We start from the raw sequence: 25,882 nt of genomic DNA, 5'->3' as shown, positions 1-25,882 counted from the left end.
CCGTCGATGGCTGATCGCGCAGTTCCCCGCGCCCCTACGGGGCGCTAGTGGCTGCCCGCTCCGCCGCTGCCGAAGGAGCCGCTGCTGCCGGGCTTCCACTTGCGGCGCTCGTCGGAGAGCTCCTCCGGGTGGCTGCCCGGGTTGTGGATCTCGTGCGGCAGGACGCGCTCACCGTCGGCCTCGGACTGCAGCTGGTCGCTCTCGCGGTGCTCGACGACGTACCCCAGGGCGTTCTCCTCGTCGTCGTTGTGGCCGGGCCCGTGGTCGGGCGACTCGGGGCCGCGCTGGTGCTCCTGCGGCGTCTGCCAGGAACCCTGGCGGCGCTGCGGGTGGGCGGGCGGCGGGGGCTCGCGGTCCCGCCACCGCTGCCCGAAGAAGAAGGCGAGGATCAGCAGGGCGCCGACGCACAGCCCCACGAGGAAGGGGGCGGCGCCGCCGACCCAGGGCGGGAGGGCGAGATCGATCTGCTCAGTGCGCATGGAGGTCGGGTACCCGGCCGCCGCCCGGTCAAGACTGCCACTGAGCCGAACGGGTGATCGAGGCCGCTACCGCTCCGCCGCCCGCTCGGCGGCGAGGATCGCGTCCCGGTACGCCCGGGCCGCGGCCCGCAGCGCGGTCTCCGGCTCGACGCCGGCCGCCTCGGCCCGTACGGCCAGCGCCAGCAGCTCGTACCCCACGCCGTCGCCGGACGGCAGGGCCACCTCCAGGCCCTCGGCGCGGGCGCGGGAGGCGAGCTTGGCGGCCAGGGCGAGGGCCGGCTGGCCCAGCGGCACGCCCTCGGTGACGGACTCGCGCCGCTTCTCGGCGGCCTTGGTGCGCATCCAGTGCGCCTTGACGTCCTCGGGGGTCTGCGCGTCGGCGTCGCCGAAGACGTGCGGGTGGCGGTGGATGAGCTTGTCGACGATCCCGCCGGCGACGTCGTCGACGGAGAACGGCTCGTCGGGGTCGTCCTGGGCGATGCGGGCGTGGAAGACCACCTGCAGCAGCACGTCGCCCAGCTCCTCGCGCAGCGCCTGGCGGTCGCCGGTCTCGATCGCCTCCAGGAGCTCGTACATCTCCTCCAGGCCGTACTTCGCCAGGTCCTCGTGGGTGCGGATGCCCGTCCACGGGCAGGCGAGCCGGATGCGGTCCATGACCTGCACCAGGTCCAGCAGCCGGGCGCCGGGCAGGTCGTAGGAGCCGGGGAGCAGTTCCAGGGCGGGCATCGTCTCGCGGCCGGAGCCGGCCAGCCGGGCCAGGCCGTCGGTCAGGGCGCTCTCGCCCTCGGCGGAGGTGACCACGACGGCGGTGCGCGAGCCGTCGGTGCAGTAGTCGACCAGCTCGCGGGCGGTGGGCGCGGCGTGCTCGACGTCCACGCCGGCCTCGCGCAGGTACGGCAGCTGGGGGTGGGCGGCGTCGGCGCACAGCACGCGCTCCGCCTCCCGCAGCGTCTGCCAGGCCGGCCAGGACAGCAGGCCGGGGGCGACCCGGTGGCTGGTGGTCAGGAGCACGATGCGGCCGGTGGAGTCGTAGGCGTTCACAGCACCGAGCCTATGCGGGCGGGCGGGGGTTCCTCGCCCCCGCCCGTGCCCCGTCCCCTCAGGCGGGGTCCGCCGGCTCGTCCTGCACGGCCGGGCGCAGCCACGGCTCCTGCGCCGGGCGGGCGGTGCCGCGCTTGGCGTCCCAGGTGCCGTAGCGGGGGTTGACCTGCACGCCGAGGGAGTCGGAGGTCTTCCTGAGCACCTCGCCGGCGCGGTCCTTGCCGAGCTTGTCCTCCAGCTTGGAGCGGATCAGGCCCACCCGCAGGTCCTGGTCGATCCCGTCGGGGGCGATGCCCGCGGCCAGGAAGCGCGCCTCGACCGCCTGCGCCCCGCCCAGCATCCGGTCGACCTGCGCCCGGCGCTCCTGCACCTCGCGCCGGGTGACCTCGACGCCGCTGTCCTGCCCGGCCTTCTCGATGACCCGGTATTGGATGAGCCGTACGAGCGTGTCCTGCCCCAGCCGCCCGCTGGCCGCCAGCAGCTGGGCGCCCTGCGGGGCACTGCGCTGGGCCTCGCGCACGTCGTCGACCCGGCCCTGCAACTGCGCCACCGTGATCCGCTCCTTGCCCACCACGGCGGCCGCCCCCGGGTGCGGGGTGGAGCCGCAGGCGGTGAGCAGGGGCGCGACGGCGAGGAGACCGGCGGCGGAGACGACGAGCGCTGTCCTGCGGCGGATCATGAAGCCTCCCGAAGGGGTCGTGCTGCATGGGGTCGTGCTGCATGGGTGGGACGTGCTGCTGTGCACCTGGTCCACCTCGGGTCACCGACGTCGGCCCGGCGGTGATCGATGGTAGGCACCGGACGTGGCCCGCGTCACTGATTGGGCCAACGATTCGCACGCCGTCCGGGCACGCGGCAGCGGCGACAGGCGGGCACGGACCGGGGGAAACCCGGCTGAACCGGGTGGCTCCCGCGCTCGTCTTCGAGTGGGAGGCCCGGGCGACCGACGGACCCGGCATATCTTTCGAAGGGGCCGGTCCTGCGGCGGCAGCGGCTGCCGGCCCCACGAAGCGCACCCGAGAGAAGGACGTCCATGGACTCGGCCACCGCCGTTCCGGCACAGGCCCGCAAGTCGGCCGAGACCGCTCCCTCGGGGCAGCGGACGGGCTTCGCCCGGCTGGGCGCGCCCCGGCTGGACCCCTACTGGCTGGCCGGCGTCCTGTTCGTCCTCTACACCACGCTGTCGGTCAGCCGGCACCTGCGGATGCTCACCATGTCCTGGGACCTGGGCATCTTCGAGCAGGCGATACGCGGCTACGCCGAGCTGCGGGCGCCGATAGCCGACCTGAAGGGGCCCGGCACCAACATCCTCGGGGACCACTTCAGCCCGATCACCGCGCTGGTCGCCCCCTTCTACCGCGCCTTCCCCACTCCCCTGACCCTGCTGGTGGTGCAGGCCGCGCTCTTCGCGCTGTCGGCCGTGCCGGTCACCCGGCTCGCCGCGCACCTCCTGGGCCGCGGCCGGGGGCTGGCCATCGGCGTCGCCTACGGGCTGTCGTGGGGCGTGCAGCGGGCGGTCGACTTCGACTTCCACGAGATCGCCTTCGCGATGCCGCTGCTCGCCTTCTCCCTGGAGGCGGTGGTCCGCCGGCGCTGGACGCCCGCCGTGCTGTGGGCGGCGCCCCTGGTCCTGGTGAAGGAGGATTTGGGGGTGACCGCCGCCGCCGTCGGCGCGCTGGTCCTGCTGCGGCTGCGCGGCGCCCGCGGCCGCACCCGGGCCGTGGCGCAGGGCGCGGCCCTGGTGGCGTTCGGCCTGGCGGCCACCGCCCTCGCCCTCGGTCTGATCATTCCGAGCTTCAACAGCGGTGGCTCGTACGACTACTGGAACAAGCTCGGCGGGGACGGCGGCCCCGCGCCGGTCATCCCCGCGGACACCGCCGTGCGCACCCTGCTGTGGACGCTGCTGCCCACCACCGGCCTGCTCGCCCTGCGCTCACCGGTGCTGATCGTGGCGCTGCCCACCCTGGGCTGGCGGTTCGTCTCCCACGACGACCACTACTGGGGCACCGACTGGCACTACAGCGCCGTGCTGATGCCCGTGGTGTTCATCGCCCTCACCGAGGCGCTCGCCGCGTCCCGCACCAGCCCCCGCCGCCGGCTGCGCACCTACGCCCACCACCTGCCGGCGGCCGTCCTCGCCGCGGCCCTGGCCCTGACCGCGTCCCTGCCGCTGTACGGGCTGACCATGCCGGACACCTACCGCATCCCGCCGCAGGTCCGGGCCACCGAGCGACTGCTGGACCGCATCCCCGACGGCGCCACCGTCGAGGCGGACGTCGTGCCGATAAGCCGGCTCGCGGGCCGCTGCCGGGTCTTCTGGGTCGGCGGCACCGGCGGCATCAGGCCCGACTACGTCGCCGTGCACCTGGGCGACGGCCGCACGCCCGCCGACGCCGCGGCCGACGCCGCCCGCACCCACGCGGGCGCCCGGTACGTCGTCGTGGGCAGCGAGGGCGGCTACGTCGTGCTGCGGCGCGCCGCGCCGTAGCCGCTCCGGGCGCGGGGCGCCGTGATGCCGCGTGGCGAAGCGGTCAGCTGCCCAGGATTGTCGTGAGGAACTCGCCCGTCCACGCCAGCAGCTCGCGGCCGACCAGCGGCTTGCCGCCGATCGGGCGGGTCGCCGGGCGCGGCACCAGGATCTGCTGGGTGGCCGGCTTCATCACCGTGCGCGGGTACAGGCGCTTCAGGCGCAGCTCCTGCGACTCGCGCAGCTCCACCGGGCCGAAGCGCACGTTGGCGCCCTGCAGGGTGATGTCGGTGACCCCGCAGGCCCGGGCCAGCATCCGCAGGCCGGCGACCAGCAGCAGGTTCTCCACGGGCTCGGGCAACTTGCCGTAGCGGTCGGTGAGCTCCTCGCGGACGGCCTTGATGTCCTCCTCGGAGTTGGCCGAGGCGATCGCCCGGTACGCCTGCAGGCGCAGCCGCTCGCCCGGCGCGTAGTCGTGCGGGACGTGCGCGTCCACCGGCAGCTCGATCTTCACCTCCAGCGGGGCCTCCGCCTCCTCGCCGCCGCCCTCCACCGACGCCCGGTAGTCCGCCACGGCCTCGCCGACCATGCGGATGTACAGGTCGAAGCCGACGCCCGCGATGTGGCCGGACTGCTCGCCGCCGAGCAGGTTGCCCGCGCCACGGATCTCCAGGTCCTTCATCGCCACGTACATGCCCGCGCCCATCTCCGTGTGCTGGGCGATCGTCGCCAGCCGCTCGTGGGCGGTCTCCGTCAGCGGCTTCTCCGGCGGGTAGAGGAAGTAGGCGTAGCCCCGCTCCCGGCTGCGGCCCACCCGGCCGCGCAGCTGGTGCAGCTGCGACAACCCGAAGTTGTCGCCGCGCTCGACGATGAGGGTGTTGGCGTTGGAGATGTCGATGCCCGACTCCACGATCGTCGTCGAGACCAGCACGTCGAACTTCTTCTCCCAGAAGTCGACCACGACCTGCTCCAGCGCCGACTCCGACATCTGGCCGTGCGCGGTGGCGATGCGCGCCTCGGGCACGATCTCGCGCAGCCGCGCAGCCGCCCGGTCGATGGACTCGACCCGGTTGTGGATGTAGAAGACCTGGCCCTCGCGCAGCAGCTCGCGGCGGATGGCCGCGCCGATCTGCTTCTGGTCGTAGGGACCCACGAAGGTCAGCACCGGGTGGCGCTCCTCCGGCGGCGTGGTGATCGTCGACATCTCGCGGATGCCGGTCACCGCCATCTCCAGCGTGCGCGGGATCGGGGTGGCGGACATCGTCAGCACGTCGACGTTGGCGCGCAGCTTCTTCAGCTGCTCCTTGTGCTCGACGCCGAAGCGCTGCTCCTCGTCGACGATGACCAGGCCCAGGTCCTTGAACTTGGTCTCGGAGGAGAAGAGGCGGTGGGTGCCGATGACGATGTCGACGGAGCCCTCCCGCAGCCCCTCCAGGACGGCCTTCGCCTCGGTGTCGGACTGGAAGCGCGACAGCGCCCGCACATTGACGGGGAACTGCGCGTACCGCTCGGAGAACGTGCCGAAGTGCTGCTGGACGAGCAGGGTGGTCGGCACCAGCACCGCCACCTGCTTGCCGTCCTGCACGGCCTTGAACGCCGCACGGACCGCGATCTCGGTCTTGCCGTAGCCGACGTCGCCGCAGACCAGGCGGTCCATGGGGACGGACTTCTCCATGTCCTCCTTGACCTCGGCGATCGTGGTCAGCTGGTCGGGCGTCTCCGCGTACGGGAAGGCGTCCTCCAGCTCCCGCTGCCAGGGGGTGTCCGGCGCGAAGGCGTGCCCGGGGGCCGCCATGCGGGCCGAGTACAGCTTGATCAGGTCGGCGGCGATCTCCTTGACCGCCTTCTTCGCCCGCGCCTTGGTCTTCGTCCAGTCCGCGCCGCCCAGGCGGTGCAGGGTGGGCGCCTCGCCGCCGACGTACTTGGTGACCTGCTCCAGCTGGTCGGTGGGGATGTACAGCCGGTCGCCCGGCTGGCCCCGCTTGGCCGGCGCGTACTCCACCAGCAGGTACTCGCGGGTGGCACCCTGCACCGTGCGCTGCACCATCTCCAGGTAGCGGCCGACACCGTGCTGCTCGTGCACGATGTAGTCGCCGGCCTGCAGCGTCAGCGGGTCGATGCTCTTGCGCCGCCGCACCGGCATGCGGCCCAGGTCCTTGCTGGCCGACTTCTGGCCGGTCAGATCGGACTCCGTCAGCACGGCGACCTTCAGGCCCGCGTGGACGAAACCGCTGTCCAGGCTCGCGCAGGAGACATGCACCACGGACGGCGTCAGCTCCGGCAGGTCCGCATCCAGGCGGGCCGGAATGCCCTCGCCGCCGAGCACCTCGACCGTACGGGCGGCCGGGCCGTGGCCCTCGGTGAGGAACACCGTCCGCCAGCCGTCGGACACCCAGCCCTTGGTGTCGGCCAGGGCCCGGGCCGTGTCGCCGCGGTAGGTCTCCGGCGCCTGCATGCCCAGCTTGAGGGTGTCGCCGTCCTCCTCGTCCTCCCCGGCCGCGAACGGGCTCACCGACCACCACATCATGTCCAGGTCACGGGCATGATCACGGACGTCGGCGATGCCGCGCAGGGAGGCGGCGTCCACATCGATCGGCGCCTCGCCGCCACCGGCCGACGCCGCCCAGGAGGCCTGCAGGAACTCCTGCGACGTCGCCACCAGGTCCGCCGCCCGCGTCCGCACCCGCTCCGGGTCGCACACCACGGCCATCGCACCCGCCGGCAGCACGTCCAGCAGCAGCTCCATGTCGTCCACCAGCACCGGGGCCAGCGACTCCATGCCCTCGACCGCGATGCCCTCCGCGATCTTCCCCAGCAGCTCGCCCAGCTCCGGGTGCTCCTCCGCGAGCGCCGCGGCCCGCCGGCGGACGGCGTCGGTCAGCAGCAGCTCACGACAGGGCGGCGCCCACAGGCCGTGCTCGGCGACCTCCAGCGACCGCTGGTCGGCCACCTTGAAGTAGCGGATCTCCTCGACGTCGTCGCCCCAGAACTCGACCCGCAGCGGGTGCTCCTCGGTCGGCGGGAACACGTCCAGGATGCCGCCGCGCACGGCGAACTCGCCGCGCTTCTCCACCAGTTCCACGCGGGCGTAGGCGGCCGCGGCGAGGGCCTCCACGACCTCCTCGAGATCGGCGCCCTGCCCCGTGCGCAGGCTCACCGGCTCCAGGTCGCCCAGCCCCTTCACCTGCGGCTGCAGCACGGAGCGCACGGGCGCCACCACGACACTGACCGGACCGGCCGCCGGGTCGTCCTTGCTCGGATGCGCCAGCCGGCGCAGCACCGCCAGCCGCCGGCCGACCGTGTCCGACCGCGGCGAGAGCCGCTCGTGCGGCAGCGTCTCCCAGGCCGGGTACTCCACGACGGCATCGGCCGGCAGCAGCCCGCGCAGCGCCGCCGCCAGATCCTCCGCCTCCCGGCCCGTCGCCGTCACCGCCAGCACGGGCCGCTGCGCGTCCCTGGCCAGCGCGGCGATCACGAACGGCCGGGCCGCGGGCGGCCCCACCAGGTCGACGTGCGGCCGGTTGCCGTCACCCGCGGCCTCGACCGCTTCGGCGAGCGCCGGATCCTTGACGACGGCGTCGAGCAGACCGTGCAGGCTCATGAAGAGATTTCCGTCCCGGTGGTGGACAAGCTGAACAACGCGAGCACCCGGCACGCGGGGCACGGCCGGGGCTTCCAGCGTACGACTTCGCCCGGCGCGAGGCCCGCGGGCGCCGAAGCCGCGCCCCGTAGGGGCGCGGGGAACTGCGCGACAAGCCACGACGCGCCCGCAGACGGGGTGCCGTGTCGCGCCCACGCGGCGGCAGCCGCAGATCGACACCGCCCCGCGCCCCCGCGGGGCGCCCCCAGGGGGCTGCGGGGCGCCCCCAGGGGGCGCCGTGAACGGACTCCGCCACCCTCAGCGCACCGCATACGCACGGACGCCCAACTTCCGCTACGTACAACGCCGCAGGCGCCACCCCGTGCGAGGGAATCGCCCGGCGAAGAGTACGTGAAGCCCGTCCCCGGACAAGACAATTGCGGCTACAGGGAATTAGTGTTCGGGTCTATGGCCGAGGGGGGCAGTCGTGCGGCCCCCCTCGCACGGCCCGCCGGTCTCCCCGAGGAAGCAGTCTCCGTGAAGATACTTCGTACCCGCGCTGCGAGCGTCTCCCGCCAGGGACTGTGCACTGCCCTACTCGTCGCCAGCCTCACCACCGCGGCCGTCGGCGCCAGCCCGCCGCACGGGACGGGTGCCGACGACCCCACCCCGGGTCCCGACAACCCGCAGCGCCAGCCGCACGGTGTCCCCAACCTCTCCCTCCCCGACCTCGTGCCGCGCCCCGGCGCCACGCCCAAGCCGGGCGAGCCCGGCAGCGGTACGGGCGGCGGCAGCAGCGACATCCCCGCGACCGCCCTGGCCGCGTACAAGAACGCCGAGGGCCTGGCCAAGGGCCTCTACCCGAACTGCCACATCAAGTGGGAGCTGATCGCCGGCATCGGGAAGGTGGAGTCGGAGCACGCCGCCTCCTACGGCCTGCAGCCCGACGGCAGCACCACCAAGCCGATCCGCGGCCCCCAGCTGACGGGCGACAAGTTCGCGCTCGTGAAGGACACCGACGGCGGCGCCTGGGACGGCGACCCCGTCTACGACCGCGCCGTCGGCCCGACCCAGTTCATTCCGTCCACGTGGAAGGACTACGGCGCCGACGGCAACGGCGACGGCAAGCTCGACCCCAACAACATCTTCGACGCCGCCGCCGGCACCGCGCGCTACCTGTGCGCGGGCGGCAAGGACCTCTCGGACGGGGCCCAGCTCGACAAGGCGATCCTCAGCTACAACAACTCCCGCGAGTACGTGAACGCGGTCCTCGCGTGGATGCACACGTACGAGAACGGCGGCAGCGGCTCGACCCCGGGCGGCAGCACGCCGTGGATCCCGACCCCGACCAGACCGTCCGGCACCACCCCGGTCCCGGGCCCGGTGCGCCCGAGCACGCCGAGCACGCCCGCCAAGCCGTCGCAGCCGAGCAGGCCCAACAAGCCGTCGGAGCCGAACAAGCCGACGAACCCGCCGACTCCCAACAAGCCGGACAATCCGAGCAAGCCGGATAATCCGGGTGGTGGTGGCGACAAGCCGACGCCGTCGAAGCCGGTCGAGTTCAAGGCCATCGAGCACGTCGGCACGGCCGAGCTCACGGCCACGGTCGACGACGAGGCGTTCGCCGATCACGCGAAGGTCAAGGTCGTCACCGCCGACGGCCGGCCCGTGCCCAAGGGCACGCAGGTGCGCTTCGAGGTCATCGGCCCGAAGACCAAGGCGCGCTTCACCGTCGACGGCAAGGACAGCACGTTCGCCCTCGCCACCGTCGCCGAGGACGGCACGGCCACCGCGCCCGACCTCAAGGCCGGATCCGTGGCCGGCGACTTCGCCCTGCGCGCCACGGTCGACGGCAAGGACGGGGCCAAGGCCGGCAAGTTCGACTTCGCCGCCACCGTCAAGCCCCGCCTCGCCACCGCACTGCAGCGCATCGGCAAGGACGAGCTCAAGGCCACCCCGAAGGGGTCGTTCGCCGGGCGGATCACCGTCGAGGCGAGCGGCGACGGCAAGGTCGTTGCCGGCGCCAAGGTGACCGCGAGCATCCTCGGCCCCGACGGCAAGCCCGCGACCACCGGTCCGTACTTCAAGGACGAGAACGGCAAGCCCGCGCGCAAGCCGCTCACGTTCACGACCGACGACAACGGCCGGATCGTCCTGCCCGAGCTGTTCACCGACGAGCAGTCCGGCACCTACACGCTGGAGCTCACCACCACCAACGGTGCGGTCCTGAAGCTCACGCTGACCGTCGCCGCCCCCGCCCCCGAGCCGACGAAGCCGGCGCCCTCGCCGAGCCCGTCGGCCACGGCCAAGAAGTAGTCCCGGCGCGGCCGGCCCGCCCGCATCGTGGGCACGATGCGGGCGGGCCGGCCGGCCTCACTCCGCCGCCGCGTCCTCCGCGACCGGCTTGCCCGTCAGCGCCGCCAGGCTGTGCCGCACGTGCGCCATGTGGGACTTGAGCTCCTCGCGCCGTTCCTCGTGCTCGCGCAGCACCCGCTCGGTGTCGCGCGCGATACGCTCCTCGCGCACCCGCGCCTGGGCGATCACCGCGGCCGCCTGCGCCTCGGCGTCCTCCTGGCCGTGCCGCGCGGCCTCCTCCGTGTCCGCGTAACGCCGGCGCGCATCGCCCAGGGCCGTGCGGGCGTACTCCTCCAGAGCCGCCACCCGCGCGTCCATCGCCGCCTCGCGCTCGGCGATCTCGCGGCCCGCCGCGTCCCAGCGCTCGGCGTGCTCCTTCTCCTGCTCCGCCAGGATCATCGCCGTGCGCTGGCGCATCTCCTTCAACGCCGCCAGCGACTCCTCGCGCCGCTCGGTGCTCTCCTGGCGGGCCGTCGTACGGATGTCCTCGGCAACCGTCCCGGCCGCGAGCAGGGCCTGCCGGGCCCACTCCTCCGCCTCGGCGCGCACCGCCACCGCGTACTCGTGGGCGGCGTCGCGCACCTGACGGGCATGCGACTGGGCGGCCTCCTGCAGCTCCGCCGCCGCCACCTCCGCCCGCTCGCGCAGGCCCGCCGCCTCCAGTTCGGCCGTGGTGACCAGGCCCTGGGCGCGCGGGCCCAGGGACTCGTACGTCTGCGGGGGGAGCTTGGCGACGACGTGGGCAAGCCGCCGCACCTCGTCCTCCATCTCCCGCGCCAGGACGGTCAGCCGCGCCGCGCGCTCCCAGGCGGAGTCGCGCTGACGGGCATACTCCGCCAGCGCACGGTCGACCTGATCAGGCCGGTATCCACGGCCGCGCACGACTGTGAAACCGTCAGGAGACACCGATGAACTCATCCTTGTAGCCCCTTATATCCGGAAATCCGGTATGCGACACGGTCCGGCGTACATCATTCCCGGACGGGCGAAGTGCCCCGGACGCGACACTCCGCAGCCCGGGACACCATCCGCGTACACCGCACCGAACGCTAGAAGAGACCGTCCCACATCTGCTCCAGCAGCACCGCCCACCAGTTCTCGGGCGACGCGAGGGCCGCGGGGTCCAGCGAGGCCAGCTGCTGCTGAAAGTCCACGGTCCAGCGCCCGGCCTGCTCCGGCGAGAGCCCGTAGCGCCAGCGCCACATCTTCCCGAGCAGCGCCAAAGAGCGTACGAACTGAGGCAGACTCGTGTTGACGAATTGCGGTGGCACGGGGCCGCCGTCCGGACCGGCCTCCAGGGGAACGGCCACGATGTGGGCCGTGCCGTACTGGACGCACAGCTGCCGGCCGAAGTCCGTCCCCATCACGAGGTACGAACCGGCGTCCGGCGCCGGACGCACACCGCGCTCCGCCGCCAGCTCCGCCAACGTCGGCACCGGACGACCCGGCTGGGCCTGCGCCCAGAAGAACGGCCCGAAGTCCACCGGCAGACCCGCCCACACCAGCGTCTGCGCCACCAGCTCCGGCACGCCCTGCCGCGAGACCGCACGCTGATCGAAACGGAACACACCCTGCGGACCGAACGCCTCCGCCAGCTCACGGCCGATCACGTCCTGCCCCACCGCGGGCGCCACCGGCACCTGACCGGGAGGCGGCAACGGCACCGGATTCGGCGCGGGGCGCGCCGGACCGTCCGCGACCTGATGCAGTTCGCCCTGGTGGGCGACGAGGTGGCGCACACCCTGCTGCCGGGTGGCGTGATCCCGCCCGTACGGAGCGGTATGACTGATCCGCACCTGCGGCCACGTCTCGCGGATCATCCGCGCACAGTAGCCACCGGGCAGATCACACGACTCCAACTCGGTGTGCAGCTCCAACACCTGCTGCGGGGGTACGCCCATGGCGCGCAACTCGTGCAGGATCTGCCACTCGGGATGCGGGGTGCCGGGGGCACTGCGCCGGATGAGCTGCTGCTCCTTCCCGTCCTGCGCGCGGTAGCGCAACACGGCCATGTACCCGGGCCCGACGGTGGGCACCCCGGGCGCCGGCGGGGTGCCGGGCGCCTGCGGCGGCTGCGGGGTGCCGGGAGCGCCGGGTGCCTGCGGCGGCTGCGGGGCGCCGGGGCCGCCGGGTGCCTGCGGCGGCTGCGGGGCGCCGGGGCCGCCGGGGCTGGCGAGCATGGTGGCGGCGGCATGCACCGGCGCCTGCGGGGCGCCGGGGGCGCCCGGGGCCCGCGGGGGCTGCGGCGCACCGGGCCCGCCGGGGCCGGCCAGCATGGTGGCGGCGGCATGCACCCCACCGGGCGCACCGGGCGCACCGGGGGCCTGCGGGGGCTGCGGCGCACCCGGCCCACCGGGACTGGCCAGCATCGTGGCGGCAGCATGCACCGCGCCGGGCGCCTGCGGCGCCTGACCGGCACCGGGCACACCGGCACCCTGCGACGCCCCCGCCCCGGGCGCACCAGGCGCCTGCGGCGGCTGGGGCACACCAGGGGCGCCCGGCGCCGCGGAGGCACCCGGGACGCCGGGAGCGCCCGGGACGCCGGGAGCGTGAAGCCCGCCGGGCGTACCGGGGGCTCCGGGAGCCTGCGGGTGCCCAGCACCGGGGGTACCAGGGGCACCTGGGGCACCGGGGGTACCCGGAGCAGCGGGAGCCGGGGGGACGCCGGGCGCACCCGGAACAGAGGCACCCGGGGCGCCCGGCCCAGCCGGAGGCTGGCCGGCACCCGGCATACCCGGGCCACCCGGATCGCCCGGGGCGCCAAGAGCCTGGCCGCCCGGGGCACCGGGAGCGCCAGGCGCAGCCGAGGCACCGGGGGCACCCGGGCCGCCGGCGGCCTGAGGCCCACCCGGCGTACCCGGGGCACCGGGAGCCGGAGGAACGCCGGGCGCACCCGGGGCACCGGGCGCTGCGGGCGCGCCGGAACCCTGCGGCTGACCGGCACCGGGCCAGCCCGGAGCAGCAGGGGCGCCGGGCGCACCCGGGCCTCCAAGGCCGGCCGAGGCACTCGGCACGCCAGGGACAGCTGAGGCACCGGGGGTCATGGGGCCACCCGGGGCGCCCGGAGCCTGAAGCCCACCCGGCGTACCCGGGGCACCGGGAGCCGGGGGAACGCCGGGCGCAGCCGGAACGCCGGGGCCCTGCGGGTGCCCGGCACCGGGCCCGCCGGGGGCACTGGGGACGCCAGGCACACCCGGAGCGCCGGGCGCCGCGGGGCCACCGGGGCCCTGCGGCTGACCGGCACCGGACCCACCCGGGGCACCGGAAGCACCGGACCCACCTGGGGCACCGGGAGCACCAGGGCCGCCAGGGGCACCGGGGAAACCGGGGACACCGGACCCACCCGAGGCACCGGGCGTACCGGGGGCACTAGGGGCACCGGAGGCACCGGAGGCACCAAGGCCACCGGGGGCACCCGGGACACCGGGCGTACCAGGGCCACCGGTGGTCTGAGGCCCGGGGCCGGCGGGGCCGTGTGGCGGCGCGGGTGTGCGGGACGCGTCGAGGGACTCCAGGGACGGGGCGATCGCCGTCGGGGGCAGTGCGCTGCCCCGCGGCATGAGCGCCGTCTTCGCATCCGGGCGGACGCCCGGCGGCGGGGTGTCGTCGGCGTCCGAGCCCGACAGGGCCGGCGCCAGCACCGTGGCGGGCAGGCCGACCGAGCGGTCGTCGTCCGCGTCGTCGTCCGCGCGCACGTCCGTCCCGGCCCACGCCTTCGCGACCGCGTCGTCGTCCGTACCGCTGTCGGTCTCCGCCGCGTCGGCCTTCTCCGGCGACGGCGGCGGAAGTACCGGAGGCGTCGCCTCCTTCTCCGGCTCGGGAACCGGCTCCGGAGCCGGCGGCGGCGGGACCGCAGCCTTCTCCAGCCCCGGCGCCGGCGTCGGCGTCGGCGTCGGGCGCCGGTCCGGGATGCCCATCGCGTCCGCCGCGTCCTGCAGCCACTGCGGTGGGCTCAGCAGGAACGACGTCGCCTCCAGGTCCACTCGGCGCGGCGGCGCCTCCGGCGCCGAGGCCGGTTCGGATTCCGGCGTGCCGTATTCCTCCTCGTAGCGGCGGATGACCTCGCCCACCGGCAGGCCGGGCCACAGCGTGGTCTCGCCGCTGTCGCGGGCGATGACCAGGCGGTGGCGGGCGCCACCGCCGGTGGGGCCGTCGTCGCGGTCCTCGGCCCACACCACGAAGCCGAGGTCGAACTCGCGGACCCGCACCTCGCGTTGCAGATAGGCCGGCACGTCGCCGTTGACCCAGCGCTCTCCGCGCTCCTGTGCCTGCGCGAACGTCACCATTGCGCCGCTCATCCCTCCACCGGTACGGCGTACGCGAAGCCGCCGTCGACCATCAGGTTCGCCACCGTCTCCAGCTCGGGCGGGCCGCCTGCGAGCCGGGACAGGAAGTCGTCGAAGTCCTCGCCGCAGGGAAGCATGAGGTGCTCGACGCGTTCCCCCACGCTCCAGCCGTCGCGGTCGCGCGCGTCGTCGTAGGCGCAGAACCACACGGAGCCGACGGCTTCGCCCTTGACCTTGACGGCGAGGACGCCGCCTTGGACGAAGGCGACGCCGAGGTAGTCCTTGGTGAAGTGGTCGCGCAGGCATTTGTTGATGTAGACGAGGTCGTTGACCGCTGCTTCTTCGCGCACGGTGAAGAAGGGCTGGTCGACGAGCAGTCCGAGTTCGGCGTCGAGGGCGGCGCCGACGGGGGCGCAGCCGCCGGCGGCCTTGAGGAAGGCACGGTAGGCGCCGGGCAGGCGGTAGCCGAGGTCTTCTTCGACGCCCTGGACCTGTTCCTCCGTCACGGCGAGGTCGCGCTGCGGCAGGGCGAAGTGGACGGGCCGGGTCTCCTGCAGGGGCCGGGTGCCGCGCTTGTCCTGGTCGACGGCGGCAGTGGCGAGTCCGCCGTGGTGCCGCAGCAGGGCCTTGACCTCGACGGGGACGAGTTCGAGCCGCCGGGTGCGCGGGACGTGGTGCCAGGTCCAGCCGTGCGGGGTGGCGACGGGCGAGAGGCTGGCCCACAGTTCGTGGCCGGCGGCGTGCAGGGCGGCGTTGGCCGAGACGTAGTCGGTCAGCCGCAGCTCGTCGACGCCGAAGCCCTCGGGGGGTTCGGCGATCTCGGCGGCGGCGCGGGCGTACGGCGAGAAGTCGGGGTAGCCGTCGTCGTCCACGTGCACGCCCTTGGGGTGGCGGCTGCGCCGGACCGGGTCGGGGAAGTGCACGACCTGTCCGGCGTAGGCCGCGTTCGGTGGCGCGGTCTGTTGCCCGAGCCGGCCTGTCGTCATGGCGGAAGCCCCCTGCTGACTGTGTCTCCTACGTGTCCGACAGCCTATGCGGTGCTGCAAGGAGGACAGCGGCAGCCGCTTGCGACTGCGTACGTTCCGGCCCCACAGTGATCATCTGGAACACGCGCCCCACGCAACACCGACCTGCCTTCCGCACCCGGCATCCCATTTGGCAGGCTGATCCCCGCAACAGGGGGATTGCACGGGAGGGAAAGAACCACCATGCACACGACTCAGGAACGCCACACCGACGGCTCCGCGCCCGGCGACCCCCGGCTGACCTGGAGTTCCTCCGAGGATGCGGCCCGGCCGCCGGTCCTGCTGCGCCGCCGCGACGGCATCCTGCCCGCCGTCGCCGCCGCCCTGTCCGTCCGGGGGGAGACCCTCACCTGCACCGCGGGCAAAGCGGACCAACCCCCCAGACTCCACCCCCTCGTCCAGGACTTCCTGGACACTCTGACCAGCGAACGGCGCGAACGCTTCACGGGCCGCTGCCCCGAGGCCGTCCTGCTGACCCGCTATCTGACGGCCCACGAGGCCGGGCGCAGCAAACGCGCCGCCCGCAAACCGCTCACCCACGGCGAGGCCCGGCGCGCGCTCAAGCAGGCCAAGCTGACGGCCCGCCACATCCGCGAGGACGGCGACCCGCGCCACGGCGCCTACGCCCCGCCGTGCCGCTCCTGCGGCGAGCTGCTGGCCCACTTCGGCGTCCGCCCCGTCGACCCCGCCGCCCCGACCACCGGCAGGAACTGACCACCACACCATGCGCGCATTCGACCGCACCGCCGCCACCCGCTTCCCCGTCGCCGTCGACGCCGCCCTGCGCGAGGCGGGCTGGCAGCCGGGCCGCTGGGACATCAAGGCCGCCGAGAACTGGGCCGACACCCTGCGCGCCCACGTCTCCCCCGCCGGGCACCGGCACACCGTCTTCCCGGCGGCGGTGGAGGCGTGGGCGGAGTTCGGGGGACTGCGGGTGGTGCCGCCGGGGGCCGGGCGGCACATCGCACCCACGCCCTTCGAGATCGACCCGATGCACGGCCTGCACCTCGCCCGTACCGTCGCCGACCTCGGGCGGGCCCTGGGCGCGGACGTGTGCCCGCTCGGGCAGGAGCTCGACGGACAGGCGGTGCTCGTGATCGACGCACACGGCCGCGTCTACAGCCTGGACGCCACCGGCGACTGGTACCTCGGCTCGGACATCGACCACGCCATCGGCACGCTCGTCACCGGCACCCGCCCCTCCCGCCTCTCGGCCGCGCGGGGGTAGGGCGTGCTGTGCCCCGAAGGGGCGCGGGGCGGTGTCGATGTGCGGCTGCCGCCGCGTGGGCGCGACAAGCCACGACGCGCCCGCAGCTGGCGTGTCGGCGGCGGGCCGTCGCCGGCTGATCACGCGGTCCCGCGCCCCTACGGGGCGCCGTGGTGGCGCCTGACGACGATCCGCCTGACCCGCCCTAGGCCGCGGCCGCGTCCGGTATGACCGCCGAGACCCGGAAGCCGCCCGCGTCCGTCGGACCGGAGACGAACACGCCCCCCAGCGCGGTCACCCGCTCCCGCATGCCCACCAGTCCGTTGCCGCCGCTCGGCAGGCCGGCGCCCGGCTGCTCGCCGTCGGAGGGACCGTTCTCCACCTGCAGGGCCACCTCGGCGCTCCGGTGGGCCAGCCGCACCACGGCCTTCGCGCCGGGCGCGTGCTTGTGCACGTTGGTCAGCGCCTCCTGCACCACGCGATACGCCGTCTGCTCGACGTGCGGGGCGTACGAACGCTGGTCGCCGTGCACCGTCAGCTCGACGACCATGCCGGCCTCCCGGGACTGGTCGACCAGGTGCTCCAGGCCCTCCAGCGACGGCCCGCCGTCCACCGCGTCCCCGGCGGCTTCGCCGGCCGCGCCGCGCACCCGCGCGGCGGCCACGGCGGCCACGGCGGCCAGCCGCTCCGGCTCGGCCGCGGCCCGCGCGGGCGCCGGCGAGGCGGCCTCGGACGAGGTCGTGCGCAGCACGCCGAGCATCTCGCGCAGCTCCGTCAGCGCCTGCCGGCCCATGTCGCCGACCAGGGCCGCGTTGCGCGAGGCCTTCTCGGGGTCCTTCAGGGCGACGGCCTGCAGCGCGGCGGCGTGCACCACCATCAGCGACACCCGGTGCGCGACGACGTCGTGCATCTCGCGGGCGATGCGGGTGCGCTCCTCGTTGCGGGCCCATTCGGCCCGCTCCTCGGCCCGCTCGGCCAGCAGCGACAGCTCCCGCTCCAGGCCGTCCGCGCGCTCGCGCAGGCTCTCCACGAGGCGCCGCCGGGCGCCGACGTACAGGCCCAGGAGCAGGGGCGGGGCGGTGACGCCGAGCGCCATGACGACGGAGAAGGCGACCGTCGGCCACAGGCCGGGGTGGTAGGTGCCGGTCGCCACGTCCTGGTGGAAGCGGGCGAGGGCGACGATCACCGTGCCCGCGAACGACGCGGCCGCCAGCACCACGGTGATCCGCCGCGCCACCTCGGAGGCCGCGAGCGTGTACAGGCCGACGACGCTGATCAGGAAGCCCATCTCGGCGGGCGTGATCGCGATCGACACCAGCACCACGGCCACGGGCCACCGCCGCCGCAGCACCAGCGCGGCCCCCGCCGGTACGCCGACGAGACCGCCGGCCACTCCCGGCAGCCCCAGCTCGTGGGCGAAGGCCACACCCTCCAGCAGGCACTCCAGGGCGGACGCCAGGGCCAGCACCACGTCCAGCGCCATGGCCCGTCGCCGCGCCCACCACCAAGGCCCCGAGGGCGCGCCCCGCGCGCCCTCCTCCACTATTGCCCCCGTTGTGGTCATACCACCCAGACTACGGGCGGGTGCCACCGGTTTTCGCGTGTCCACGACACGTGCGGGCGTGCCGCGCAGATGATCATCACTCGAACTGGTGAAGCAATCCGGTATGCCCCCTTCCGCCCGATGGGCGGGGCGAGGCTGCCGCCATGGCAAAACCAGACATGCGGGCCCGGGCCCGCGAGCTACGGACGGCAGGGTGCACGTACGACGAGATCGTCGCGGAGCTGGGTGTGTCGAAGAGCTCGGTGTCGCTGTGGGTGCGGGATCTACCGAAGCCGCGAAAGACGCCGGAGCAGCTGCACGCCATGCGAGAGGCCCGGTGGGCGCCGCACCGGGCCGCACAGCAGGTCAAGCGCGTCGAGACGAAGCGTGGGGCGGCCAGTGAGATCGGCCGCATGACAGACCGCGAACTCTTCCTCGTCGGAGTCGGCTTGTACTGGGCGGAGGGCTCGAAGAGCAAAGCGCACCGGCCCGAGGAGCGTGTGACTTTCATCAACAGCGACCCGGACATGATCCGCCTCTACCTCTCCTGGCTCGACCTGCTGGGTATCGAGCGAAGCCGCCTGAGATTTCACGTGATGATCCACGAGTCGGCAGACGTCAAAGGCGCGGAAGCATTCTGGGCCGCCATTGCGAGGGTCGAAACGAGCGCACTGGGCAAGACCACCCTGAAGAAACACAACCCGAAAACAGTGAGGAAGAACGTCGGGGGCGGCTACCACGGCTGCCTGACCGTCCGCGTCACGAGCAGTGCCGACCTGTACCGTCGCATCGAAGGCTGGTGGTACGGCATAGTGTCTTCTGCGCGCGACGCCGATCAAGCTAATCGGACATAGTGCGCAAACCATCCCGGGTCGTCTAAAGGCAGGACAAACGGTTTTGGTCCGTTGAATGAGGGTTCGATTCCTTCCCCGGGAGCCCGGACTTCGGTTCTCACAGGGTCCTGACCGCCCAGGTCAGGACCCTTGCGCGTTTCACCTCTCTTACGCCCCGGTATCCTGCGGGTGTCCACCCCCTCGAAGCCGAAGGGCACACCCGTGAGCGCCAACCGCCCGGCAGCCGTCGTCGTCCTCGCAGCGGGTGAGGGCACCCGCATGAAGTCCGCGACCCCCAAGGTCCTGCACGCGATCTGCGGCCGCTCCCTGGTCGGGCACGTCGTCGCCGCCGCCCGTGAGCTGGAGCCGGAGCACCTGGTGGTGATCGTGGGGCACGCCCGCGAGCAGGTTTCCGCGCATCTTTCCGAGATCGACCCCGGTGTGCGCACCGCCGTGCAGTACGAGCAGAACGGCACCGGTCACGCCGTGCGCATGGGCCTGGAGGAGCTGGCGCGGGGCGGCGTCGCCCTCGACGGCACCGTGGTCGTGGTCTGCGGTGACACCCCGCTGCTGACGGGCGAGACGCTGCAGCGTCTGGCGAGCACGCATGCCGCCGACGGCAATGCGGTGACCGTGCTGACGGCCGAGGTGCCGGACTCCACGGGGTACGGCCGTATCGTCCGTGACGACAGCGGTGCCGTGACCGCGATCGTGGAGCACAAGGACGCCTCCGACGCGCAGCGCGCGATCCGGGAGATCAACTCGGGTGTGTTCGCGTTCGACGCGAAGCTGCTGGCGGACGCCCTGGGCAAGGTGCGCACGGACAACAGCCAGGGCGAGGAGTACCTGACGGACGTCCTGGGCATCCTGCGCGAGGCCGGGCACCGGGTGGGTGCGGCCGTGGCCGGCGACCACCGGGAGATCCTGGGCATCAACAACCGCGTCCAGCTCGCCGAGGCCCGCCGTCTGCTCAACGAGCGGCTGCTGCACGCGGCGATGATGAGCGGCGTGACGGTGGTGGACCCGGCGACCACGTGGGTGGACGTCACCGTGACCTTCGAGCCGGACTCGCTGGTGCAGCCGGGCACCCAGCTGCTGGGCGCCACGCACGTGGCCACCGGCGCCGAGGTGGGCCCGAACACGCGGCTGAGCGACACCACGGTGGGCGAGGGCGCGCGGGTGGACAACACCGTGGCCGACTCCGCCGAGATCGGCGCGGGCGCGAACGTCGGCCCGTACGCCTACCTGCGGCCGGGCACGAGGCTGGGTGCGAAGTCGAAGGCCGGCGCCTACGTCGAGATGAAGAACGCCACGATCGGCGAGGGCACGAAGGTGCCGCACCTGTCGTACGTGGGCGACGCGACGATCGGCGAGTACACGAACATCGGCGCGGCGAGCGTCTTTGTGAACTACGACGGTGTGAGCAAGCACCACACCACGATCGGCTCGCACTGCCGCACCGGATCGGACAACATGTTTGTGGCTCCGGTCACGATCGGGGACGGCGCGTACACCGCCGCCGGCTCGGTCATCACCAAGGATGTGCCCCCGGGTTCGCTGGCCGTCGCACGTGGCCAGCAGCGCAACATCGAGGGCTGGGTGGCGCGCAAGCGCCCGGGAAGCGCGGCCGCCGAGGCCGCCGAGGCTGCTCGTCTGGACAGCGAGGGCGAGCAGTGACCGTGACACCGGCACGCCGTGCGGGGCGTACCGTGATAAGCGCACACAAAGCGACATCCAAGGAGACTGTGCTGTGACCGGGATCAAGACGACCGGCGAGAAGAAGCTGATGCTCTTCTCCGGCCGCGCCCACCCCGAGCTTGCCGAGGAGGTCGCGCACCAGCTGGGCGTCGGCCTGGTCCCGACCAAGGCCTTCGACTTCGCCAACGGTGAGATCTACGTCCGCTTCCAGGAGTCCGCGCGCGGCGCCGACTGCTTCCTGATGCAGAGCCACACGGCTCCCATCAACAAGTGGGTCATGGAGCAGCTCATCATGATCGACGCGCTCAAGCGCGCGTCGGCCCGCTCCATCACCGTGATCCTGCCGTTCTACGGCTACGCCCGTCAGGACAAGAAGCACCGCGGTCGCGAGCCCATCTCCGCCCGTCTGATCGCGGACCTGATGAAGACGGCCGGTGCCGACCGCATCCTGACGGTCGACCTGCACACCGACCAGATCCAGGGCTTCTTCGACGGCCCGGTGGACCACCTGTTCGCGCTGCCGATCCTGGCGGACTACGTGGGTGCCAAGGTCGACCGCGACAAGCTGACCGTCGTCTCCCCCGACGCCGGCCGGGTGCGCGTCGCCGACCGCTGGTGCGACCGTCTGGGCGCGCCGCTGGCGATCGTGCACAAGCGCCGCGACAAGGACGTCGCGAACCAGGTGACCGTCCACGAGGTCGTCGGTGACGTCAAGGGCCGCGTGTGCGTCCTGGTCGACGACATGATCGACACCGGTGGCACGATCTGCGCCGCCGCCGATGCGCTCTTCGCGCACGGTGCCGCGGACGTCATCGTGACGGCCACGCACGGCGTGCTCTCCGGTCCGGCCGCGGACCGTCTGAAGAACTCCAAGGTGAGCGAGTTCGTCTTCACCAACACGCTGCCGACGCCGAACGAGCTGGAGCTCGACAAGATCACGGTCCTGTCGATCGCCCCGACGATCGCCCGCGCGGTGCGCGAGGTGTTCGAGGACGGCTCCGTGACCAGCCTCTTCGACGAGCTGGGCTGATCGATTCTGCTGATCGGGCATCGCTTCTGCTGATCGGGCACTGATCGATTTCTGGGCGGCCTCCCCCGCCGGGTAGACTCTGCGAGTTGCTCGGCGAGGGAGGCCGCACTCATGTGCGGCGGTCCGTTATCGACGCGCTCTTCGTAGCAGGCCTGTCGTGGGCCGGGTAACCCGTCCACCACACGTTCTGTTCACGAGGAGTGCACCATGGCCGAGGTCAAGCTCAACGCCGCCGTCCGCACCGAGTTCGGCAAGGGCTCCGCCCGCCGCATCCGCCGCGCCCACCAGGTTCCCGCCGTCGTCTACGGCCACGGTGCCGAGCCGGTTCACGTGTCCCTGCCGGGCCACGACCTGATGATGGCGCTCAAGACCCCGAACGTCCTGCTGTCCCTGGACATCGAGGGCCGCAACGAGCTGGTCATCCCCAAGCAGGTCCAGCGTGACGCCCTCAAGGGCTTCCTGGAGCACGTCGACCTCCTGGTCGTCAAGCGCGGCGAGACCGTCACCGTCGAGATCCCGGTCCACACCGAGGGCGAGCTGGCCCCGGGCGGCAACCTGCTGGAGCACACCCTGACCGCCCTGCCGGTCGAGGCCGAGGCCACCCACATCCCCGAGGCCGTCACCGTCTCCGTCGCGGGCCTGGAGGCCGGTGCCTCCGTCCTCGCCAAGGACGTCGTCCTGCCGGCCGGTGTCGCGCTGGCCGTGGACGCCGACACCGTCGTCCTGCACGTCGTCGCCGGTGACGTCGCCCCGGCCGAGGCCGAGGGCGCCGAGGCCTGATCCAGGCCCCCGGTAGTTCTTTGATCCGACCGCCGTCCCGCTTTCGAAGAGGAAGCGGGACGGCGGTTGGCGTATGAAGGAGACATGCAGATGACGGACGGCTCCAGCCCCTGGCTGATCGTGGGCCTGGGCAATCCGGGCGCCGAGTACGCGGGCAACCGCCACAACGTGGGCTTCATGGTCGCCGACCTGCTCGCGGAGCGGATGGGCGGCAGGTTCAAGGCGCACAAGGCGCGGGCCCAGGTCGTCGAGGGCCGGATCGGCCCGCCGGGCCCGGCGTCGCAGCGGGTCGTGGTCGCCAAGCCCATGTCGTTCATGAATCTGTCGGGCGGCCCGACGACCGCCCTGCGCGACTTCTACAAGGTGCCGGTCGAGCGGATCGTCGTCGTCCACGACGAGCTGGACATCGACTACGGCGTCCTGCGGCTGAAGGTGGGCGGCGGCGACAACGGCCACAACGGCCTGAAGTCGATCACGAAGTCGCTGGGCCCGGACTACTGCCGCGTCCGCTTCGGCATCGGCCGCCCGCCGGGGCGCATGCAGGTGGCCGACTTCGTCCTGAAGGACTTCTCCTCCACGGAGCGCAAGGACCTCGACTACGAGGTCGACCGCGCGGCGGATGCGGTCGAGTCCCTCGTACTGGACGGGCTCGAGCGCGCCCAGAGCACGTACAACGGCTGAGGCCGTCGGTACGGGGCTCCGCAGGGCCCCGTACCCCGTGCGCCGGCTCAGCCCGTGTTGCGCAGGCCCGCCGCAATGCCGTTCACGGTCAGGAGCAGGGCGCGCGAGACCACGGAATCCGGGGCTTCGCCCCGGGCCGCCGCCTCGCGCTGCCGGTGCAGCAGCGTCACCTGCAGGTACGAGATCGGGTCGAGGTAGGCGTCGCGGACGCGGAACGTCTGCCGCAGGACGGGGCTGGCCGCCAGCAGCTCGTCCTCGCCGGTGATCCGCAGGACTTCCTGCACCGTCAGCGCGTGCTCCTCCTTGATCACGTCGAAGACGTGCCGCAGTTCCTGCGGAACCAGCGTGTCGACGTAGTGCTGCGCGATGCGCAGGTCCGTCTTGGCCAGCGTCATCTCGACGTTGGAGAGGAAGTTGCGGAAGAAGTGCCAGCGCTCGTGCATCTCGGCGAGGACGGAGTCCAGGCCGGCCTCGCGGGCGGCGCGCAGGCCGGAGCCGACGCCGAACCAGCCGGGCACGATCTGCCGTGACTGCGTCCAGCCGAAGACCCACGGGATGGCGCGCAGGCCGTCGAGGCCGGCGCCGGAGTCGGGGCGGCGGGAGGGCCGGGAGCCCAGGTGCAGTTCGGCGAGCTGGTCGACCGGCGTGGAGGCGAAGAAGTACGCGGGCAGGTCCGGGTCCTCGACCAGGCGCCGGTAGGCGCCGTGGGCGGCGTCGGAGACGGTGTCCATGGCCGCGTCCCAGCGGGCGAGCGCCTCGTCGGACTGCCGGGGGGCGGTATGCAGGGCGGAGGCCTGCAGGGTGGCGGCGACGGTCAGTTCGAGGTTCTCCCGGGCGAGGGAGGGGATCAAGTACTTGTCGGAGATGACCTCGCCCTGCTCGGTCACCTTGATCTCGCCCTCCAGGGTGCCCCACGGCTGGGCGAGGATCGCGTCGTGGGTGGGGCCGCCGCCGCGGCCGACGGTGCCGCCGCGGCCGTGGAAGAGCCGCAGCCGCACGCCGTAGCGGTGGGCGACGTCGCGCAGACGGCGCTGGGCCCGGTGGATCTCCCACTGCGAGGTGGTGATGCCGCCGAACTTCGAGGAGTCGGAGTAGCCGAGCATGACCTCCTGCACGTCGCCGCGCAGGGCGACCAGGCGCCGGTAGGAGGGGTCGGCGAGCATCTCGTCGAGGATCCGGTCGGCCTCGCGCAGCTCGTCCGTGGTCTCCAGCAGCGGCACGATGCCGATCTTCGCCCAGCCGGCGTGCAGGTCGATCAGGCCGGCCTCGCGGGCGAGGACGGCGGCGGCGAAGACGTCGTCCGCGCCCTGGCACATGGAGATGATGTACGACTCGACGACCTCGGGGCCGAAGGTCTGCAGGGCCTCGCCGATGGTGTGGAAGACGCCGAGGGTCTTCTGGCCGGCCGCGTCCAGCGGTGCGGGGCTGGGGGCCAGGGGGCGGCGGGAGCGCAGTTCCTTGGCGAGCAGCCGGCCGCGGTAGTCGCGCGGCATGTCGGCGTAGCGCCAGGACTCCTCGCCGAGCCGGTCGAAGAGCTGGCCGAGGGCGTGGTGGTGGGCGTCGGCGTGTTCGCGCACGTCCATGGTGGCCAGGTGCAGGCCGAAGGCGGCGAGGGTGCGCAGGGCCCGCTCCAGGCGCCCGTCGGCGATGAGCCGGCCGCGGTGGGCGCGCAGGGAGTCCTGAATGAGCTGCAGGTCGGCCAGGAGTTCGCCGGTGCCGAGGTAGTCGCGGCCCTCCTGGTGGGGGGTGCCCTTGGCGAGCCGTTCGCGGGTGTTGACCAGCTTCTGGCGGATGCAGGTGGCCTTGAGGCGGTAGGGCTCCTCGGCGTTCAGCCGCTTGTAGCGGGGGCTGATCTCGGGGAGCAGTTCGAGGTCGCGCTGGAGGGAGGTGAGCAGTTCCTCGGTGGCGCCGCTGTTGCGGATGGAGTTGGACAGGGCGCCGCGCAGCACGTCGACGAGTTCGAGGGCGTCGGTGATGCCGTGCTCGTGCTGCAGTATCAGCACGTCCCAGGTGACGTCGGGGGTGACGTTGGGGTTGCCGTCGCGGTCGCCGCCGATCCAGGTGCCGAAGGTCAGCGGGCGGGTGGTGGCGGGCAGGTCGAGACCGACGCGCTCGAGCTCGGCCTGCAGGTCCTCCAGGACGTCGCCGACGGCGTCGGCGTGCAGCTCGTCGAGGTAGTAGATGGCGTTGCGGGCCTCGTCGGTGGGCTCGGGCCGGGAGACGCGCAGCTCGTCGGTCTGCCAGAGCAGGTCGATGTTCTCGGCGAGCCGCAGGTCGGTGCGGCGCCGGTCGCCCTCGCCGGGAGTGCGGGAGGTGGGGTCGTCGAGGAGCTCGGCGATGCGGCGGAGCTTGTTCAGGACGCTGCGCCGGGCGGCCTCGGTGGGGTGGGCGGTGAAGACGGGGCGTACGCCGAGGTGCTCGACGGTCTGCCGCAGGTGTTCGGGGTCGGCGTCCTTGAGCTGGTCGGCGGTGCGGGCGAGGATCGAGCCCTCGGCGGCGCGGCGGGCGCGCAGTTCGCGGCCGCGGTGCACCTGCTCGGTGACGTTGGCCAGGTGGAAGTAGGTGGAGAAGGCCCGCACCAGCTTGGCCGCGGTCTGCGGGTCGGTGCCGCCGAGGAGTTCGGCGGCGGCTTCGCCGTCCGTACGGGTCAGGGCGCGCACGCGCTCGACGAGGTCGAGGAGCTCTTCACCCTCCTGGCGGACCAGGGTCTCGCCGAGGAGGTCGCCGAGACGGCGGATGTCGGCGCGCAGGGCGGCGTTGGTGCTGTCGGCACTGGTGTTGTCGGCACTGCTCACAGGTGCGGCTCCTTGCGATGTTTCCGAGCACGTCTGGAGGGGTGGCGGACCGCGCTGTCCGACGCCCCCAGCATAGGTCGCC

General features: G+C 73.2%; 18 protein-coding genes and 1 tRNA gene. 10 read left to right on the top strand and 9 right to left on the bottom strand.

All coding sequences use genetic code 11. The features are described 5' to 3' along the window. Positions 1–44 precede the first annotated feature (44 nt). The 3 genes from AB0K17_RS13535 to AB0K17_RS13525 all read right to left on the bottom strand — a co-directional run bounded on the left by AB0K17_RS13535 (position 45) and on the right by AB0K17_RS13525 (position 2,199). Positions 45–479 (bottom strand): DUF6479 family protein, encoded by a 435-nt coding sequence (locus AB0K17_RS13535; protein ID WP_344437741.1) that lies wholly within the window; start codon positions 477–479, stop codon positions 45–47. A 66-nt stretch (positions 480–545) separates the two neighbouring features. Further along, positions 546–1,520, bottom strand: a complete 975-nt coding sequence (locus AB0K17_RS13530; RefSeq protein ID WP_365966004.1) for a nucleoside triphosphate pyrophosphohydrolase — start codon at positions 1,518–1,520, stop codon at positions 546–548. Between the two features lie 58 nt (positions 1,521–1,578). After that, positions 1,579–2,199 (bottom strand): SurA N-terminal domain-containing protein, encoded by a 621-nt coding sequence (locus tag AB0K17_RS13525; RefSeq protein ID WP_365966005.1) that lies wholly within the window; start codon positions 2,197–2,199, stop codon positions 1,579–1,581. 354 nt (positions 2,200–2,553) lie between these two features. Here AB0K17_RS13525 and AB0K17_RS13520 point away from each other — a divergent pair, with 354 nt between their 5' ends. Continuing rightward, the gene (locus AB0K17_RS13520) at positions 2,554–4,008 is read left to right on the top strand and encodes a DUF2079 domain-containing protein (RefSeq protein ID WP_365983046.1); all 1,455 of its coding nucleotides are present in this window, start codon (positions 2,554–2,556) and stop codon (positions 4,006–4,008) included. A 43-nt stretch (positions 4,009–4,051) separates the two neighbouring features. Here the strand turns inward: AB0K17_RS13520 and mfd are convergent, their stop codons facing one another. Next, the gene (gene mfd, locus AB0K17_RS13515) at positions 4,052–7,588 is read right to left on the bottom strand and encodes a transcription-repair coupling factor (protein WP_365983045.1); all 3,537 of its coding nucleotides are present in this window, start codon (positions 7,586–7,588) and stop codon (positions 4,052–4,054) included. A gap of 516 nt (positions 7,589–8,104) precedes the next feature. On the opposite strand from mfd, the gene AB0K17_RS13510 reads away from it, so the two are divergent. Then, a complete protein-coding gene (locus AB0K17_RS13510; RefSeq protein WP_365983044.1) occupies positions 8,105–9,883 on the top strand; it encodes a lytic murein transglycosylase in 1,779 nt (592 codons plus the stop codon). 57 nt (positions 9,884–9,940) lie between these two features. On the opposite strand, the gene AB0K17_RS13505 is transcribed toward AB0K17_RS13510, so the two are convergent. From AB0K17_RS13505 to AB0K17_RS13495, 3 genes are all read right to left on the bottom strand, one after another. Next, positions 9,941–10,828, bottom strand: coding sequence for a cellulose-binding protein (locus tag AB0K17_RS13505; RefSeq protein WP_365966009.1), 888 nt, complete (start codon positions 10,826–10,828; stop codon positions 9,941–9,943). A 143-nt stretch (positions 10,829–10,971) separates the two neighbouring features. Then, entirely contained in the window at positions 10,972–14,208 is a 3,237-nt protein-coding gene (locus AB0K17_RS13500) for an SUKH-4 family immunity protein (RefSeq protein ID WP_365983043.1), read from the bottom strand. Between the two features lie 8 nt (positions 14,209–14,216). Further along, positions 14,217–15,194: an SMI1/KNR4 family protein gene (locus AB0K17_RS13495; protein WP_365966010.1), complete on the bottom strand. Its 978-nt coding sequence runs from the start codon at positions 15,192–15,194 to the stop codon at positions 14,217–14,219. A 222-nt stretch (positions 15,195–15,416) separates the two neighbouring features. On the opposite strand from AB0K17_RS13495, the gene AB0K17_RS13490 reads away from it, so the two are divergent. Together AB0K17_RS13490 and AB0K17_RS13485 are read left to right on the top strand one after the other, a co-directional pair. After that, positions 15,417–15,947: a YwqJ-related putative deaminase gene (locus AB0K17_RS13490; RefSeq protein WP_365966011.1), complete on the top strand. Its 531-nt coding sequence runs from the start codon at positions 15,417–15,419 to the stop codon at positions 15,945–15,947. A 10-nt stretch (positions 15,948–15,957) separates the two neighbouring features. Further along, a complete protein-coding gene (locus AB0K17_RS13485) occupies positions 15,958–16,461 on the top strand; it encodes an SUKH-3 domain-containing protein (protein ID WP_365966012.1) in 504 nt (167 codons plus the stop codon). Positions 16,462–16,645: 184 nt separating this feature from the next. Here the strand turns inward: AB0K17_RS13485 and AB0K17_RS13480 are convergent, their stop codons facing one another. Next, positions 16,646–18,004 (bottom strand): histidine kinase, encoded by a 1,359-nt coding sequence (locus tag AB0K17_RS13480; protein WP_365983042.1) that lies wholly within the window; start codon positions 18,002–18,004, stop codon positions 16,646–16,648. 143 nt (positions 18,005–18,147) lie between these two features. On the opposite strand from AB0K17_RS13480, the gene AB0K17_RS13475 reads away from it, so the two are divergent. The 6 genes from AB0K17_RS13475 to pth all read left to right on the top strand — a co-directional run bounded on the left by AB0K17_RS13475 (position 18,148) and on the right by pth (position 23,005). Next, on the top strand, positions 18,148–18,837 hold the full coding sequence (locus tag AB0K17_RS13475) for a hypothetical protein (RefSeq protein ID WP_365983041.1): 690 nt from the start codon (positions 18,148–18,150) through the stop codon (positions 18,835–18,837). An 11-nt stretch (positions 18,838–18,848) separates the two neighbouring features. Further along, positions 18,849–18,919: transfer RNA gene (locus AB0K17_RS13470), tRNA-Gln, on the top strand. 119 nt (positions 18,920–19,038) lie between these two features. Next, positions 19,039–20,493, top strand: coding sequence for a bifunctional UDP-N-acetylglucosamine diphosphorylase/glucosamine-1-phosphate N-acetyltransferase GlmU (glmU, locus tag AB0K17_RS13465; protein WP_365966015.1), 1,455 nt, complete (start codon positions 19,039–19,041; stop codon positions 20,491–20,493). 73 nt (positions 20,494–20,566) lie between these two features. Continuing rightward, the gene (locus AB0K17_RS13460; RefSeq protein ID WP_190132144.1) at positions 20,567–21,544 is read left to right on the top strand and encodes a ribose-phosphate diphosphokinase; all 978 of its coding nucleotides are present in this window, start codon (positions 20,567–20,569) and stop codon (positions 21,542–21,544) included. 207 nt (positions 21,545–21,751) lie between these two features. After that, positions 21,752–22,324 (top strand): 50S ribosomal protein L25/general stress protein Ctc, encoded by a 573-nt coding sequence (locus AB0K17_RS13455; RefSeq protein ID WP_365966016.1) that lies wholly within the window; start codon positions 21,752–21,754, stop codon positions 22,322–22,324. A gap of 90 nt (positions 22,325–22,414) precedes the next feature. Continuing rightward, entirely contained in the window at positions 22,415–23,005 is a 591-nt protein-coding gene (pth, locus tag AB0K17_RS13450; RefSeq protein WP_365966076.1) for an aminoacyl-tRNA hydrolase, read from the top strand. A gap of 47 nt (positions 23,006–23,052) precedes the next feature. Here pth and ppc read toward each other — a convergent pair whose 3' ends face one another. Further along, positions 23,053–25,800: a phosphoenolpyruvate carboxylase gene (gene ppc, locus AB0K17_RS13445; protein WP_365983040.1), complete on the bottom strand. Its 2,748-nt coding sequence runs from the start codon at positions 25,798–25,800 to the stop codon at positions 23,053–23,055. Positions 25,801–25,882: the final 82 nt, after the last annotated feature.

The organism is Streptomyces sp. NPDC049585, assembly GCF_040675615.1.
Taxonomy (GTDB): Bacteria; Actinomycetota; Actinomycetes; order Streptomycetales; family Streptomycetaceae; genus Streptomyces; species Streptomyces luteosporeus.
This window is presented reverse-complemented; position numbering and strand designations above follow the sequence as displayed.

What these genes read in the sequence shown, in the direction of transcription:
- AB0K17_RS13525 (WP_365966005.1), bottom strand. Translation starts at nt 2,199, where the DNA reads ATGATCCGCCGCAGGACAGCGCTCGTCGTCTCCGCCGCCGGTCTCCTC.
- AB0K17_RS13480 (WP_365983042.1), bottom strand. Translation starts at nt 18,004, where the DNA reads ATGACCACAACGGGGGCAATAGTGGAGGAGGGCGCGCGGGGCGCGCCC.
- AB0K17_RS13490 (WP_365966011.1), top strand. Translation starts at nt 15,417, where the DNA reads ATGCACACGACTCAGGAACGCCACACCGACGGCTCCGCGCCCGGCGAC.
- AB0K17_RS13485 (WP_365966012.1), top strand. Translation starts at nt 15,958, where the DNA reads ATGCGCGCATTCGACCGCACCGCCGCCACCCGCTTCCCCGTCGCCGTC.
- AB0K17_RS13475 (WP_365983041.1), top strand. Translation starts at nt 18,148, where the DNA reads ATGGCAAAACCAGACATGCGGGCCCGGGCCCGCGAGCTACGGACGGCA.
- AB0K17_RS13535 (WP_344437741.1), bottom strand. Translation starts at nt 479, where the DNA reads ATGCGCACTGAGCAGATCGATCTCGCCCTCCCGCCCTGGGTCGGCGGC.
- AB0K17_RS13455 (WP_365966016.1), top strand. Translation starts at nt 21,752, where the DNA reads ATGGCCGAGGTCAAGCTCAACGCCGCCGTCCGCACCGAGTTCGGCAAG.
- AB0K17_RS13520 (WP_365983046.1), top strand. Translation starts at nt 2,554, where the DNA reads ATGGACTCGGCCACCGCCGTTCCGGCACAGGCCCGCAAGTCGGCCGAG.
- AB0K17_RS13500 (WP_365983043.1), bottom strand. Translation starts at nt 14,208, where the DNA reads ATGGTGACGTTCGCGCAGGCACAGGAGCGCGGAGAGCGCTGGGTCAAC.
- AB0K17_RS13495 (WP_365966010.1), bottom strand. Translation starts at nt 15,194, where the DNA reads ATGACGACAGGCCGGCTCGGGCAACAGACCGCGCCACCGAACGCGGCC.
- mfd (WP_365983045.1), bottom strand. Translation starts at nt 7,588, where the DNA reads ATGAGCCTGCACGGTCTGCTCGACGCCGTCGTCAAGGATCCGGCGCTC.
- pth (WP_365966076.1), top strand. Translation starts at nt 22,415, where the DNA reads ATGACGGACGGCTCCAGCCCCTGGCTGATCGTGGGCCTGGGCAATCCG.